This window comes from Geodermatophilus sp. SYSU D00663, from assembly GCF_054050655.1.
Window position 1 is genome coordinate 54,116 of the sequence record NZ_JBJGZT010000011.1, and the last position, 14,785, is coordinate 68,900.

The 14,785-nt window shown below is 76.7% G+C and carries 10 protein-coding genes; 9 read left to right on the plus strand and 1 reads right to left on the minus strand.

Annotated features, from left to right (window positions below; genetic code table 11):
• Positions 1-37 precede the first annotated feature (37 nt).
• Genes ACI79Z_RS10515 through ACI79Z_RS10525 form a run of 3 tightly spaced genes read left to right on the plus strand, consistent with a single transcriptional unit; the run spans position 38 to position 2,824 of the window.
• Complete coding sequence (locus ACI79Z_RS10515; protein WP_387992631.1) at positions 38-1,426, plus strand: NAD(P)/FAD-dependent oxidoreductase; 1,389 nt, start codon at positions 38-40, stop codon at positions 1,424-1,426.
• A gap of 11 nt (positions 1,427-1,437) precedes the next feature.
• Positions 1,438-2,397: a 2-hydroxyacid dehydrogenase gene (locus ACI79Z_RS10520; RefSeq protein WP_456902593.1), complete on the plus strand. Its 960-nt coding sequence runs from the start codon at positions 1,438-1,440 to the stop codon at positions 2,395-2,397.
• Between the two features lie 46 nt (positions 2,398-2,443).
• Positions 2,444-2,824: a PH domain-containing protein gene (locus tag ACI79Z_RS10525; protein ID WP_387992637.1), complete on the plus strand. Its 381-nt coding sequence runs from the start codon at positions 2,444-2,446 to the stop codon at positions 2,822-2,824.
• Here ACI79Z_RS10525 and ACI79Z_RS10530 read toward each other — a convergent pair.
• Positions 2,806-3,642, minus strand: a complete 837-nt coding sequence (locus ACI79Z_RS10530) for a helix-turn-helix transcriptional regulator (RefSeq protein WP_387992640.1) — start codon at positions 3,640-3,642, stop codon at positions 2,806-2,808. The two genes, ACI79Z_RS10525 and ACI79Z_RS10530, sit on opposite strands and share 19 nt — an antisense overlap.
• Positions 3,643-3,722: 80 nt before the next feature.
• Here ACI79Z_RS10530 and ilvD point away from each other — a divergent pair, with 80 nt between their 5' ends.
• The 6 genes from ilvD to ilvC all read left to right on the plus strand — a co-directional run bounded on the left by ilvD (position 3,723) and on the right by ilvC (position 14,740).
• Complete coding sequence (gene ilvD, locus ACI79Z_RS10535) at positions 3,723-5,426, plus strand: dihydroxy-acid dehydratase (protein WP_387992642.1); 1,704 nt, start codon at positions 3,723-3,725, stop codon at positions 5,424-5,426.
• Positions 5,427-5,501: 75 nt separating this feature from the next.
• A complete protein-coding gene (locus ACI79Z_RS10540) occupies positions 5,502-8,219 on the plus strand; it encodes a putative bifunctional diguanylate cyclase/phosphodiesterase (RefSeq protein WP_456902594.1) in 2,718 nt (905 codons plus the stop codon).
• The gene (locus ACI79Z_RS10545) at positions 8,212-10,884 is read left to right on the plus strand and encodes a putative bifunctional diguanylate cyclase/phosphodiesterase (RefSeq protein ID WP_456902595.1); all 2,673 of its coding nucleotides are present in this window, start codon (positions 8,212-8,214) and stop codon (positions 10,882-10,884) included. Before ACI79Z_RS10540 ends, ACI79Z_RS10545 begins: the two co-directional genes overlap by 8 nt.
• 297 nt (positions 10,885-11,181) lie before the next feature.
• Positions 11,182-13,050 carry an acetolactate synthase large subunit gene (locus ACI79Z_RS10550; protein WP_456902596.1) on the plus strand — a complete coding sequence of 623 codons (1,869 nt, stop codon included), beginning with the start codon at positions 11,182-11,184 and terminating at the stop codon, positions 13,048-13,050.
• Positions 13,051-13,141: 91 nt separating this feature from the next.
• Positions 13,142-13,669: an acetolactate synthase small subunit gene (ilvN, locus tag ACI79Z_RS10555; RefSeq protein ID WP_387993355.1), complete on the plus strand. Its 528-nt coding sequence runs from the start codon at positions 13,142-13,144 to the stop codon at positions 13,667-13,669.
• A 45-nt stretch (positions 13,670-13,714) separates the two neighbouring features.
• Entirely contained in the window at positions 13,715-14,740 is a 1,026-nt protein-coding gene (gene ilvC, locus ACI79Z_RS10560; RefSeq protein WP_387993352.1) for a ketol-acid reductoisomerase, read from the plus strand.
• Positions 14,741-14,785 lie beyond the last annotated feature (45 nt).

A 14,785-nucleotide genomic window follows, 5' to 3' on the forward strand; every position in this document is an offset into this window, starting at 1 on the left:
GTTGCCGTCCTCACCCGGGCGAGCAGCGGAGGCCGGCATGCGGATCGCGGGAGACGGCGGCGGGCGGCCGCGGGTGGTCACCGTCGGCGGCGGCTTCGCCGGACTCACCGCCCTGCGCAGGCTGCAGCGGCTGCTCCCCCCGGACGCCGCCGACCTGGTCCTGGTCACGCCGACGGACTACCTGCTGTACAGCCCGCTGCTGCCCGAGGTGGCCACCGGCGTGGTCGAGGCGCGGCACATCGCGGTCTCGCTGCGGCGGCTGCTGCCCCGGGTGCGCCTGGTCCTGGGCCGGGTCGAGGAGGTCGACCTGGCCGCGCGGTCGCTCACGCTGCGGCCGGCGCACGGTACCCCGACGGCGATGGCGTGGGACCGGCTCCTGCTCACCCCGGGCGCGGTGACCCGCCAGGTGCCCGTCCCCGGCGTCCCCGAGCACGGCCGGGCGCTCAAGACGCTGGTCGAGGCGGTGTTCCTCCGCGACCACCTGCTCGAGCAGCTCGACCTCGCCGACGCCCTGCCCGACACCCCGGCCGGCCGGGCCGAGCGCGCCGCGCGGCTCACCGTGGTCGCCGTCGGCGCGGGCTACACCGGCACCGAGGTGGTCGCCCAGACCCAGCGCTGGCTGCGCCGGATCGAGAGCCGGTGGGACCGCACCCGCGCCGCCGAGGTGCGGTGGGTGCTCGTCGACCTCGCGCCGGCGGTGCTGCCGGAGCTGGGCCCCGAGCTCGGCCGCCGCGCGCTGGACGTGCTCGCCCGCCGCGGCGTCGACGTCCGGCTGCGCACGTCGGTGGTCTCCGCCGACGAGGACGCCGTCGTCCTCACCGACGGCGAGACGATCCCGACCCGCACGCTGGTGTGGGGCGCCGGGGTCGTCGCGCACCCCCTCGTCGGCCGGCTGGGGCTGCCGCTGCGCCGGGGCCGGCTCGCCGTCGACCCCGACCTCGCCGTCCCCGGGGCGCCCGGCGTGTGGGCCGCGGGCGACGCCGCCGCCGTCCCCGACCTCGCCGCCGGGGAGCAGGACGGCGAGCTGCCGGACACCCCGCCGACGGCGCAGCACGCCCAGCGGCAGGGCGCCGTCCTCGGCCGCAACGTCGCCGCCAGCCTCGGCGTCGGCCGGCCCCGCCGGTACCGGCACCGCGACCTCGGCCTGGTCGCCGACCTCGGCGGCTGGGACGCCGTGGCCCGGCCGCTGGGCGTGCCCCTGACCGGGCCGCTGGCCAAGGTCGTCACCCGCGGCTACCACCTCTACGCGATGCCGGCGATGGCCAACCGGGTGCGGGTCGCGGCCGACTGGCTGTTCCAGACGGTGCTGCCGCCGGAGTCCACCCAGCTGTCGGTGGTCCGGCCCGAGGACGCGCGCATCGCCACCGCCCAGGGCCTCGCCCCGCAGGCGGTTCCCGGCCCGGAGGTCGCCGCCGGCGCCTCCTAGGGTCGGGAGCCGTGGCTCCCGAGATCCGCGGGTCCGACGTCGTCGGCCCCGACGAGACCCTGACCGTCCTGGTGCCCACCCGGGAGATGGCCGCGGCGGTGGAGGCGCTGTCCCCGCGCGTGCGCGCCTTCCGCGCCGACCCCGCCGACGGCCCGCCGCCGGAGGAGGCCGCGCGGGCGCAGGTGTGGGTGCCGCCCAGCGGCGGCGCGAGCCCGGACGAGGCGTTCCTCGCCGCGCTCCCGCGGCTGCGGCTGGTCCAGCTGGTCAGCGCCGGCGCCGAGCGGTTCGTCGGCCGGCTGCCGGAGGGCGTCGTGCTGTGCAACGCCCGCGGCGCGCACACGCCGTCGACGGCCGAGTGGGTGCTGGCCGCGACGCTGGCCGCCCAGCGCGGCCTGCCCGACCTGGTCCGCGCGCAGGACGCCGGCCGGTGGAGCCCCGGCACGTTCTCCTCGCTGGTCGGCGCGCGGGTGCTCGTCGTCGGCGCGGGCGACATCGGCCGCCGGATCGGCGCGATGATGTCCGGCTTCGACGTCGAGCTGACCTACGTCGCCCGCACCGCCCGCGACGGCGTCCACGGCACCGACGAGCTGCCGCGGCTGCTGCCCCACGCCGACGTCGTCGTCCTCGTCGTGCCGGTCACCCCGGAGACCACCGGCCTGGTCGACGCGGACTTCCTCGCCGCGATGGGGGACGGCGCGCTGCTGGTCAACGCCGCCCGCGGGGTCGTCGTCGACACCGACGCGCTGGTGGCCGAGCTGACCGCGGGCCGGCTGCGCGCCGCGCTCGACGTCACCGAGCCCGAGCCGCTGCCCGAGGGGCACCCGCTGTGGTCGGCGCCCGGACTGCTGCTCACCCCCCACGTGGGCGGGGCGGTGCCGCAGACCGCCGCCCGCGCGGAGGCCGCCGTGGTCGCGCAGCTGCGCCGCGTGCTGGCCGGGGAACCCCTGGCCGACGTCGTCGGCGACTACTGACGCCGGATCACGGGAACGGGGTCCGGCGACGCGGGATCATGGGGACGTGGCAACCCTCGCGCGCATGCGGCTGAGCCGGGTCGCGCTGCTCCCCGTCGTCTTCCTCGCCGTCTGCGTGCTGCCCTTCGCCGCCGCCTCGCCGTGGGCCGCGCTCGTCCTGCTGCTCCCGCTGCTGGCGGCGGTCTGGGTGCTGCGGGTGGGCGTCGACGTCGACGAGGAGGCGATCACCACGCGCGGGCTGGTCGGGCAGCGCCGGGTGCCCTGGGACGACCTGGCCGGCATCCGCGTGGGCCGCAACGCCCGGCTGCGGCTGGTCACCACCGGCGGCGGGGAGGTGCCGCTGCCGGTCCTGCGGGCCCGCGACCTGCCGCGGCTGGCGGGGTGGTCCGGCGGCCGTTTCGACGTCCCTCAGCCCCCGGCGGCCTGACCCGCCAGCGCGCGCAGCCGCCCGGCGCTCTCGCTGCCCTCGGCCGCGGTGTAGACGACCAGCTGCAGCCCGGGGGCGTCGGCGGGCGTGAGCTGGTGGTGCTCCAGCAGCAGGCTGCCCACCTCGGGGTGCTCGAAGCGGCGCTCGGCGGAGCTGAACCGGTCGACGTCGTGGCTGGCCCACCCGGCGCGGAACTCCGGGCTGGCCGCCTCGAGCCGGGCGACGAGGTCGACGACCGCCGGGTCGGCCAGCCGCGGGCCCACCTCGGCGCGGAACTGGGTGAGGAACCGCCGGCTGTCCCCGGCCCAGTCCGCCAGCAGCGCCCGCACCGCCGGGTCGGTGAAGACCAGCTCCAGGAGGTTGCGCCGGTCCGCGGGGGCGGCCGCCACCCCGGGGTAGAAGCGCGCGTAGGCGCGGTTCCACCCGGCGATCCACCAGTCGGCGGTGATGGCGTAGGCGGGGGAGGGGCCCAGCGCGTCCAGCAGGCGCTGCACGTGGCCGGGCATCCCGCCGTCGGGGTCGCCGGGTGCGGCGCCGCCGTGGCCGGTCAGCCGCAGCACGTAGCCGTGCTCGGCCGGGGTCATGCGCAGCGTGCGGGCCAGCGCGTCGACCACCTGCCGGGACGGGCGGATGTCGCGGCCCTGCTCCAGCCACGTGTACCAGGTGGAGCTCACCCCGGACAGCAGCGCGACCTCCTCGCGGCGCAGCCCCGGCGTGCGCCGCGGGCCGCCGGCGGGCAGGCCGGTGACGCGCGGGTCGACCTGGGAGCGGCGCGAGCGCAGGAACTCGCCGAGCTCCCGGCGGGCGGTGGCGGACACGGCGGCTCCCGGGTGGTGGTGTCGGTACCAGTATCGACGGCGTCTGGGAGCGCCCCGGCACCGCGCCTACGCTCGCGGGCGTGACGACCGTGGACGACCCCCGCACCACCGCCGACGTCAAGCCGCGCAGCCGCGAGGTGACCGACGGCATCACCAAGGCCCCGGCCCGGGCCATGCTGCGCGCCGTCGGCATGGGCGACGACGACTGGGACAAGCCGCAGATCGGCGTGGCCTCGTCGTGGAACGAGATCACCCCGTGCAACCTCTCGCTGGACCGGCTGGCCAAGCGGGCCAAGGAGGGCGTGCACGCCGCCGGCGGGTTCCCGCTGGAGTTCGGCACCATCTCGGTCTCCGACGGCATCTCCATGGGCCACGAGGGCATGCGCGCCTCGCTGGTCAGCCGCGAGGTCATCGCCGACTCGGTGGAGACGGTCATGTTCGCCGAGCGGCTCGACGGCTCGGTGCTGCTCGCCGGCTGCGACAAGTCCCTGCCGGGCATGCTCATGGCCGCCGCCCGGCTGGACCTCGCCAGCGTCTTCCTCTACTCGGGCTCGACGCTGCCGGGGAGGCTCGGCGACCGCGACGACCTGACGATCATCGACGTCTTCGAGGCCGTCGGCGCCTGCGCCCGCGGGCTGATCACCCAGGACGAGCTGGCTGCCGTCGAGCGCGCCGCCTGCCCCGGCATGGGCTCCTGCGGCGGCATGTACACCGCCAACACCATGGCCAGCGTCGCCGAGGCGCTGGGCATGAGCCTGCCCGGCAGCGCCGCCCCGCCGGCGCCCGACAGCCGCCGCGACGCCTTCGCCGTCGCCTCCGGCGAGGCCGTGGTCAACCTGCTGCGGAAGGGCATCACCGCGCGGCAGATCATGACCAGGGAGGCGTTCGAGAACGCGATCACCGTGGTCATGGCGCTGGGCGGCTCCACCAACGCCGTCCTGCACCTCATGGCCATCGCGCACGAGGCGCAGGTCGAGCTCACCCTCGACGACTTCAACCGGATCGGCGACCGCACGCCGCACCTGGCCGACGTCAAGCCCTTCGGCCGGTACGTCATGACCGACATCGACCGCATCGGCGGCGTCCCGGTGGTCCTGCGCGCGCTGCTCGACGCCGGACTGCTGCACGGCGACACGCTCACCGTGACCGGGAAGACCATGGCGGAGAACCTCGCCGAGATCGCCCCGCCGGACCCCGACGGCGCGATCATCCACGCGATGGCGCAGCCCATCCACAGGACCGGCGGCCTGACGATCCTGCGCGGCTCGCTGGCGCCCGAGGGCGCCGTGGTGAAGTCGGCCGGCTTCGACCGCGACGTCTTCGAGGGCACCGCCCGGGTCTTCGACGGCGAGCAGGGCGCCATGGACGCGGTCACCGAGGGCACGCTGCAGGCCGGCGACGTCGTCGTCATCCGGTACGAGGGGCCCAAGGGCGGGCCGGGCATGCGCGAGATGCTCGCCGTCACCGGCGCGATCAAGGGCGCGGGCCTGGGCAAGGACGTCCTGCTGCTCACCGACGGCCGGTTCTCCGGCGGCACCACCGGCCTGTGCATCGGCCACGTCGCGCCGGAGGCCACCGAGGGCGGCCCGATCGCGCTGGTCCGCGACGGCGACCCGGTCCGGCTGGACCTCACCACCCGCACCCTGGACCTGCTGGTCGACGACGACGAGCTGGCCCGCCGCCGCGCGGACTGGGCGCCGCTGCCCCCGCGCTACACCACCGGCGTCCTCGGCAAGTACGCCAAGCTGGTCGGCTCCGCGGCGAACGGCGCGATCTGCGGTTGACCGCGGGCACCCCGATGGGGTGAGGGCGCTCCCCGGGGCCTGTCCCCGGGGGGCGCCGCTGCCGACACCCCCGGTGTGGACAGGCGGATCGGGTGGCTGCTGGCGTGCGCCGTGCCGGCCGCGGCGGCGTGCGCCCTGGCGGTCGCCGTGCCCGCGCTGGACCCGGTCTCCGACGCCGTCACCGGCCTGGCCGGGCTGCTCACCGCGCTCGCGCTGCTGGCGCTGAGCCGGACCGGCGACCCCTCCGCCCCGCCGTGGCGGGTGCTGGCCGCCGCGGCGCTGTTCCCCGTCCTCGGCCTGGTCCTGACCAGCACGGCCCGGCCGGACCCCGTGCTGTCCGCGGTGGTGCTGCGCTGGCTGCCCACGGTCCCCGGCTACGTCCTCGTGGTCGTGGCCCTGCTCGGCATGGTCGAGCGGTCCAGCCTGCGGCGCACCTGCCCGCGGACGACGCTCGAGCTCGCCCTCTTCGGCGTCGCCGCGCTCGCCGTCATGCAGTTCCTGCTGGTCGGCCCGGGCAACAGCTGGTCGGCGCTGTCCCTGGGCGCCCAGCTCGTCCTCGGCGCCGCGGTCGTGGCCGCGGCCGCCACCATGGCCGCCGGCCTCACCGTCCTCGGGGCTGTCGAGGCGCACCGCCGGCGCATGGCCGCGGTGCTGCTGGGCGGTCTGGTCCTGCTCTGCGCCGCGCGCGGCGCCGCCACCTCCGCGACGCTGCTCGGCGCGCACGACGTCGTCCCGGTCACCCGCGTGGCCGTCGTCGTCGGCCTGGCGGTGCTGGTCCTCGCCCGCCTGCTCGACCCGGGCACCGGCCCCGACGTCCCCCGCCGCGCGGCCGACGGCCGCACCGACCCGCTGCGGTCGGTGCTGCCCCACCTGGCACTGGTGGCCGTGGTCGCGCTGGTCGTCGTGTCGCTGGCGCTGGGCACCCGGCCGACCGCGGTCACCCTCGCCGGGGCGCTGGCCTGCGTGGGCCTGGCGGCCGCACACCGCTGGGTCACCGCCCACGAGGACCACCGTCGCGGCGCCCGGCTGCGCCGCGACGAGGCCTACTTCCGCAACCTGCTGCACTCCGGCCGCGACGCCGTCCTCGTCCTCGACGGCCGCTTGCGCGTCGGCTGGGTCTCGCCGGCGATGGCCGCGCTGGTCGGCGCCACGCCGGCGGAGCTCCTCGGTCGCGACGTGCTCTCGGGTGCCGCGAACCGGCCCGGGACCCTGGAGCCCGCGGACGCCGCCGCGCTGCGCCGGGTCCTCGGTGCCGACGCCGGCGCCGGCACCGACGCCGGCACCGACGGGCTGGTGACGCTGCACGTCCGCGACGCGGGCGGCGCGCGGCGCTGCCTGGAGGCCAGCGTCTCCGACCTGCGCGCCGACCCGGCGGTCGCCTCGGTGGTGCTGCACTGCCGCGACGTGACCGAGCGGGTGGCCCGGGAGCGGGCGCTGGAGGAGCTGGCGTTCACCGACGCGCTCACCGGCCTGCCCAACCGGGCCGGCTGGGACGCGGCCCTGGAGCCCGCGACCGCCCGCGCCGGGTCCGCGGTCCTGCTCCTCGAGGTCGCCGGCCTGGACGAGGTCCGCGAGCACGCCGGCCGCGACGCCGTCGCCGCCGTCCTCGTCGAGCTGGGCCGCCGGCTGCGCGCCGCCGTCCGCGGCGACGAGGTCGTCGCCCGGCTCGTCGGCGGCACCTTCGCCGTCCTGGCCGAGGGCGACGGCGACACCGCCGCGCTGCTCGCCGACCGCTGCCTGGCCGTGCTCGAGCAGCCGGTGACCACCGCCGCCGGCGTCTTCGACCTCACCGCCGCCGTCGGCGTGGTCGTCGTCGAGCCGGGGACCGGCGCCGCCGAGGTCGGCGCCCGCGCCGAGCTCGCGGTCGCGGCCGCCCGGGCCTCCCGCTCGGCCCGCGCCACCTGCTGGACGCCGGCGCTCGGCGCGGCCGCCGCCCGCCGCGACCGGCTGCGCGCGGACCTGCCCGGCGCCGCCGGCCGCGGGGAGCTGTGGCTGGCCTTCCAGCCGGTGGTGTCGATGGCCGACAAGCGGGTCTCCGGCGTCGAGGCGCTGCTGCGCTGGCGGCACCCGGAGCTGGGGGAGGTCCCGCCGCGGGAGTTCGTGCCGATCGCCGAGCGGGCCGGGGTCATCGGGGAGCTGCAGCGCTGGGCGCTGCGGGAGATCACCGCGGCCGCCGCCGCGCTGCCCGCCGGCGGGGGCGGGCCCCTGCGGATCGGCATGAACGTCTCCGCCGCGCACGTGGCCGAGCGCACCCTCGTCGACGACGTCGCCGGCGCGCTCTCCGCCTCCGGCCTGGCGCCCGAGCGGCTGGTCCTGGAGGTCACCGAGTCGACCGTGCTGGCCGAGGGGGACTCCGTGGCCGTCGACGCCGAGGCGCTGCGCCTGATGGGCGTGCACGTGGCCCTGGACGACTTCGGCACCGGCTCCTCGTCACTGGGCCTGCTCACCCGGCTCCCGGTCGACGTGCTCAAGCTCGACCGGTCCTTCGTCTCCCGCGTCGACCGCGACCGGCAGAGCCGCGCGCTGTGCGAGGCGGTCGTCACCGTCGGCCGGTCCCTGGGGCTGCAGGTCGTCGCCGAGGGCGTCGAGACGCCGGCCCAGCTCGGCGCGCTGCGCGGCCTGGGCGTCGACCAGGCGCAGGGCTTCCTGCTGTCCCGCCCGCTGCCGCTGGCCGACCTCGTGCGGCTGCTGCGCGACGGCGCCGGCCAGCTGTGGCCGGGGTTGGTCGGCTCCTCGGCCGACCCGGTCCCGCCGGTCGAGCCCTCCACGGTCCGGGCCGGCGGCCGTGGCTGACCGCGCCGCACCGGCGGTCCAGGTCCTGCTGGCGGTCCTCGGCGTCGTCACCGTCGCCGGCCTGCTCACCGGTGCGCCCGCCTGGCTGGTGCCCGCCGCGCTCGGGACGGCGTCCGCCGCCTCGGCCGCGGCGCTCGCCCGCTGTGCCGCCCGGATGCCGGGGCGCGCCGGCCGGCCCTGGTGGGCGCTGTCCGCCGCCGGCGCGCTGCTCGCGCTCGGCCGGGCCCTGGCCCTCGCCTCACCCGGTCGCGACCTCGCCACCGGCGGCGTCGAGGACCTCCCGACGCTGCTCGGCGTCCCGGTCGCCGTCGGGGCGGCCGTCCTGCTGCTGCCGCCGCGCTCGCACCGGCGGCTCGGCACGCGGGTGCTGCTCGACGGCGTCGTCGTCACCGTCGCCGTCGCCCTGCTCGGCTGCGTGCTGCTCGGTGACCTCGTCGCCCGGACCGGCGGGCCGGGCAGCGGCCTGATCGCGGCCGGTCACCCGCTGGTCGGGGCGCTCCTGTGCGGCATCGGCCTGGTCACCCTCACCGCCGTCCCCGAGGCCCGCCGCCGCGCCGCCGGCTGGCTGCTCGCCGCCTTCGTCGCCATGTCGCTGGTCGCGGTCGGCGGCGCGCTCGGCCGCACGTCGGCGGGCACCGCCCCGGGATGGGGTGTGGTCGTCGTGCTCGGCTGGCTGGCCGTGCTCGCCGCCGGCCTGCGCGCCGCCCGGGCCGACGCCGGCGCGCACGCCGTCGCCGACGCCGGCCGCCGCACGCTGCCCCTGCGCGGGGGCGTGCTCGCCCACGGCGCGGCCACCGCCGCGCTGCTCGCGGTCGCCGGCGGCACCGTCGCCGGCCGCCCGCTGCCCGCCGCCGAGGCCGCGGCGACCTTCGTGCTCGTGCTCCTCACCTCGGCGCGGACGCTGTACTGGGCCCGGGACGCCGCCGCCCTGACCCGCCGCCTGGAGCGGACCGAGGGCTGGTTCCGCGCGCTGGTGCACAGCGGCGACGCCGTCACGCTGGTCCTCGACGGCTCCGGCCGGGTCACCTCCGCGACCGGCCCGGTCGCCGAGCGGCTCGGCGTCGCGGAGGAGGACCTGATCGGCCGGGTGCTGCCCGGCCTGCTGCACCCGGGGGACCGGGACCTGCTCGACCGCGTCTCCGCCGCCCTGCGCGACGGCACGCCCGACGGCCTGCCCGCGGCCGGCCGGCTGCGCGCCGCCGACGGCACCTGGCGCGACGTCGAGGTGTCCGGCGCCGCCCCCGCGGCGGGCCGCCGGTCCGGCGACGGGCTGGTGCTGCACCTGCGCGACGTCACCGAGCGCCGCGCCGGGCAGCGCGAGCTCGAGCGGCTGGCCTACACCGACTCGCTCACCGGGCTGCCCAACCGCGCCCGCTTCATGGCCGCCCTCGACGGCGCCCTGACCCAGGCCTCCCGCGGCCGGCGCTCCTGCGTGCTGCTGCTCGACCTCGACGGCTTCAAGGCGGTCAACGACGTCGCCGGGCACGACGCGGGGGACCGGCTGCTGTGCGAGGTGGCCGACTCGCTGCGCGCCGAGGCCCGCGCCGGGGACCTGGTCGCCCGCCTCGGCGGCGACGAGTTCGCCCTCGTCGTCGACGCCGGTCCCGACGAGGCGCTGGCCCTGGCCGAGCGGCTGGTCGCGCGGCTGGACCGCACCCAGCGCTACGCCGCCCCCGGCGACCCGGAGGGCGCCGGCCCGGTGCTGCGCACCTCGGCCAGCGTCGGCGTCACCGAGGTGGTCGCCGGCGCCGACGCCTCGGCGACCGTGCGGGAGGCCGACCTCGCGCTGCGCACGGTCAAGGCACAGGGCAAGAACGGCGTCCGGGCCTCGGGGGAGGCGCTGGTGGAGGAGTCCGCCCGCCGCAGCCGGCTGGCCCGCGACCTGCCCGCCGCCATCGAGCGGGGCCAGCTGCGGGTGGTCTACCAGCCCGTCGCCGGCGTGGCGGAGCGCCGCGTCCTGGGCGTCGAGGCCCTCGTGCGCTGGGACCACCCGGTGCTCGGCCCCGTGCCGCCGGAGGAGTTCATCGGCCTGGCCGAGGAGGACGGGCTGATCGTGCCGCTGCAGCGGTGGGTGCTGCAGACGGCGACCGCCGAGCACGCCCGCCTCGTCGAGCAGGGCCGCGACCTCAAGCTCGGCGTCAACATCTCCGTGCGCCACCTGCAGGCCCGCTGCCTGGTCGAGGACGTCACCCGTGCCCTGCAGCGCTCGGGCCTGCCCGCGCACCTGCTGATGGTCGAGGTCACCGAGAGCGTCCTCATGGACGACGACGAGCGGCTGCTGGCCGAGCTCGCCGAGCTGTCCGCGCTGGGCTGCATCGTCTCCCTCGACGACTTCGGCAAGGGCTACTCGTCGCTGGCCTACCTCGCCCGGCTGCCCGTGCAGGTGCTGAAGATGGACCGCGGCTTCGTGTCCGGCATCGACACCGACCCGCGCGGCGCGGCGCTGGTCGGCAGCGTCGTCGACCTCGGCCGCACGCTCGGCATGGACGTCGTCGCCGAGGGCGTGGAGACCCGCGAGCAGATGGCCGTCCTCACCGCGCTCGGCTGCCGGTTCCTGCAGGGCTGGCTGATCGGCCGGCCGGTCCCCGGCCCCGCGCTGCCGGCGCTGGTCGACGCCTTCGACCCCGCCCCGCTGGACGGCCCGGTCCCCGTCGCCGTCCCATGAGACGGACGACACGAGTCCACTGTGTGGGACAGCCTGGTTGACGTCGCGGCGGTCGAGGCGCACAGTGTCCGCGTGACCTCCGCCCGCCTGCTCCTCGTAGTCGCCTAGCGCGCCGGTCGCCCGACCGACGCGCTACGCCCCTCTGTGCCCACGGCACGAGGGGTTTTTTGTTGGCACGAGGCCCGGGGCGGGGCCGGCCCGGCGGACAGCCGGGAGCCTCCCCGCACCCGGGCGACACCGAGCAGACACCCGGAACCGCACGCCCGTCCCGCCCGTCCGGCACAGGAGACGCCCCGCATGACCAGCACCCCGAGCGAGTCCGCCACCCGAGAGGCCGCCGAGGCCCTCACCGGTGTCGAGACGACGGCCCGCTCGATCGCCGAGTCCGCCGCCGAGCCCGCGACCGGCATCACCGGCGCGCAGAGCCTGGTCCGCTCGCTCGAGGCCGTGGGCGTCGACGTCGTCTTCGGCATCCCGGGCGGCGCGATCCTGCCCGCCTACGACCCGCTGTTCGACTCGCGCGTGCGGCACGTCCTCGTCCGGCACGAGCAGGGCGCCGGGCACGCGGCCACCGGGTACGCGCAGGCCACCGGCCGGGTCGGCGTCTGCATGGCCACCTCCGGCCCGGGCGCGACCAACCTGGTCACCCCGCTGGCCGACGCCTACATGGACTCGGTGCCGATCGTCGCGATCACCGGCCAGGTGCCCAGCGGCGCGATCGGGACCGACGCCTTCCAGGAGGCGGACATCCGCGGCATCACGATGCCGATCACCAAGCACAACTTCCTGGTCACCGACCCGGCGGAGATCCCGCAGCGGATCGCGGAGGCGTTCCACCTGGCCGCCACCGGCCGCCCCGGCCCGGTCCTCGTCGACATCCCCAAGGACGTGCTGCAGGCGACCACCGACTTCTCCTGGCCGCCGCGGCTGGACCTGCCCGGCTACAAGCCGACCACCCGCCCGCACGGCAAGCAGGTCCGCGAGGCCGCCGCGCTGATCGCCGGTGCCCGCCGGCCGGTCCTCTACGTCGGCGGCGGGGTGCTCAAGGCCCGCGCCACCGAGGAGCTGGCGGAGCTCGCCGAGCTCACCGGGGCGCCGGTCGTCACCACCCTCATGGCCCGCGGCGCGTTCCCCGACAGCTCGCCGCAGCACCTGGGCATGCCCGGCATGCACGGCACCGTCGCCGCGGTCACCGCGCTGCAGAAGGCCGACGTCCTCGTCGCCCTCGGCGCCCGCTTCGACGACCGGGTGACCGGCCAGCTGTCCTCCTTCGCGCCCGGCGCGCTGGTGGTCCACGCCGACATCGACCCCGCCGAGATCGGCAAGAACCGCCGGGCCGACGTGCCGATCGTGGGCGACGCGAAGGAGACCATCGCGGAGCTCGTGACCGCGCTGCGCGCCGAGCACGCCGCCGGCCGCACGCCCGACCTCGCCGCCTGGTGGGCCCAGCTCGACGACTGGCGGGCGCGCTACCCGCTGGGCTACGACTGGCCCGAGGACGGCTCGCTGTCGCCGCAGTACGTCATCGAGCGGCTCGGCACGATCGCCGGCCCGGACGCGATCTACGCCTCCGGCGTGGGCCAGCACCAGATGTGGGCCGCGCAGTTCATCCGGTACGAGAAGCCGGGCACGTGGCTCAACAGCGGCGGCGCCGGGACGATGGGCTACGCCGTGCCCGCGGCCATGGGCGCCAAGTACGGCCGCCCGGAGACCACGGTCTGGGCCATCGACGGCGACGGCTGCTTCCAGATGACCAACCAGGAGCTGGCCACCTGCGCCATCGAGGGCATCCCGGTCAAGATCGCGATCATCAACAACGGCAACCTCGGCATGGTCCGGCAGTGGCAGACCCTCTTCTACGAGGGCCGCTACTCCAACACCAAGCTGCACCCGGTGGACGACGAGGGCCGGCCCAAGCCGGTGCGCATCCCCGACTTCGTGGTGCTGGCCGAGGCGATGGGCTGCGTCGGCCTGCGCTGTGAGAGCAAGGACGACGTCGACGCCGTGATCGAGAAGGCCATGGCGATCAACGACGCGCCGGTGGTCATCGACTTCGTCGTCGGCCACGACGCCCAGGTGTGGCCGATGGTCGCCGCGGGCGCCAGCAACGACGACATCCTCGCCGCGCGCGGCCTGCGCCCGGTCTTCGGCGACGACCAGGTCTGACGGAGGACCCCGTTCCTCCCCACCACTCGCACGCCCGCGGCGGGCCCCTGGAACGGGGCCGAACGACGAATCGGAAGCAGGTTCTTCACAGATGACCCGCCACACCCTGTCGGTCCTGGTCGAGAACAAGGCCGGTGTGCTGGCCCGCGTCTCGGCGCTGTTCAGCCGGCGCGCGTTCAACATCGAGTCGCTGGCCGTCGGGCCGACCGAGAACCCCGACCTGTCGCGGATGACGATCGTCGTCGACGCCGAGTCCGCGCCGCTGGAGCAGGTGACCAAGCAGCTCAACAAGCTCGTCGAGGTCATCAAGATCGTCGAACTGGACGGCGGCGCCGCGGTCCAGCGCGAGCTGCTGCTGGTCAAGGTGCGGGCGCCGATGGCCGAGCGCACGACGGTGCTGCAGACCGCCGAGCTCTTCCGCGCCCGCGTCGTCGACGTCAACACCGACACCGTGACCCTCGAGGCCACCGGCACCCCGGACAAGCTGCAGGCCCTGCTCGCCGTCCTCGCCCCGCTCGGGATCAAGGAGATGGCGCAGTCGGGCACGGTGGCCCTCGGCCGGGGTCCGCGCGCGATGAGCGGCGCCGGTACCTTGCGCCCGGTCGACCGCAGCGCCTAGCCCCCGCACCCCCCGCACGAGAACAACCGAAGGAGCACGCACCGCATGGCCGAGATCTTCTACGACGACGACGCCGACCTGTCGATCATCCAGGGGCGCACCGTCGCCGTCATCGGCTACGGCAGCCAGGGCCACGCGCACGCCCTGTCGCTGCGGGACTCGGGGGTGGACGTCCGCGTCGGCCTGCCCGAGGGCTCCAAGAGCCGGGCCAAGGCCGAGGCCGAGGGCCTGCGGGTCGTCACGCCGGCCGAGGCGGCCGCCGAGGCCGACCTGATCATGATCCTCGCGCCGGACCACGTGCAGCGGACGCTGTACAGCGAGTCGATCGAGCCGAACCTCCAGGACGGCGACGCGCTGTTCTTCGGCCACGGCTTCAACATCCGGTTCGGCTACATCAAGCCCCCGGCCGGCGTCGACGTCGCGATGGTCGCCCCCAAGGGCCCCGGCCACCTCGTCCGCCGCGAGTTCGAGAACGGCAAGGGCGTGCCCTGCCTGGTCGCCGTCGAGCAGGACGCGAGCGGGCAGGCCCTGCAGCTGGCGCTGTCCTACGCCAAGGCCATCGGCGGCGCCCGCGCCGGCGTCATCAGGACGACGTTCGCCGAGGAGACCGAGACCGACCTGTTCGGCGAGCAGGCCGTCCTCTGCGGCGGCGCCAGCGCGCTGATCACCGCCGGGTTCGAGACCCTCACCGAGGCCGGCTACCAGCCCGAGGTCGCCTACTTCGAGTGCCTGCACGAGCTCAAGCTGATCGTCGACCTCATGTACGAGGGCGGCATCGCCAAGCAGCGCTGGTCGGTGTCCGACACCGCCGAGTACGGCGACTACACCTCCGGCCCGAAGATCATCGACGCCCGCGTCAAGGAGTCGATGAAGGAGGTCCTCGCCGCGATCAAGGACGGCTCGTGGGCCGCGGCCTTCATCGCCGACCAGGACGCCGGGGCGCCGGACTTCAAGCGCCGCCGCGCCGAGGCCGAGGCACACCCGATCGAGGAGACCGGCCGCAGGCTCCGCGGCCTGATGAGCTGGGTGTCGGCCTCCGACGACTACACCGGCACCGCCGCCCGCTCGTAGCGTCCCGCGACGCGAACGGCCCCCGCTGCCTGCCGGCAGCGGGGG

Excerpts from the sequence above, each read along its gene's own strand:
- ilvC (WP_387993352.1), top strand. The coding sequence starts at position 13,715 with ATGGCCGAGATCTTCTACGACGACGACGCCGACCTGTCGATCATCCAG.
- ACI79Z_RS10550 (WP_456902596.1), top strand. The coding sequence starts at position 11,182 with ATGACCAGCACCCCGAGCGAGTCCGCCACCCGAGAGGCCGCCGAGGCC.
- ACI79Z_RS10515 (WP_387992631.1), top strand. The coding sequence starts at position 38 with ATGCGGATCGCGGGAGACGGCGGCGGGCGGCCGCGGGTGGTCACCGTC.
- ilvN (WP_387993355.1), top strand. The coding sequence starts at position 13,142 with ATGACCCGCCACACCCTGTCGGTCCTGGTCGAGAACAAGGCCGGTGTG.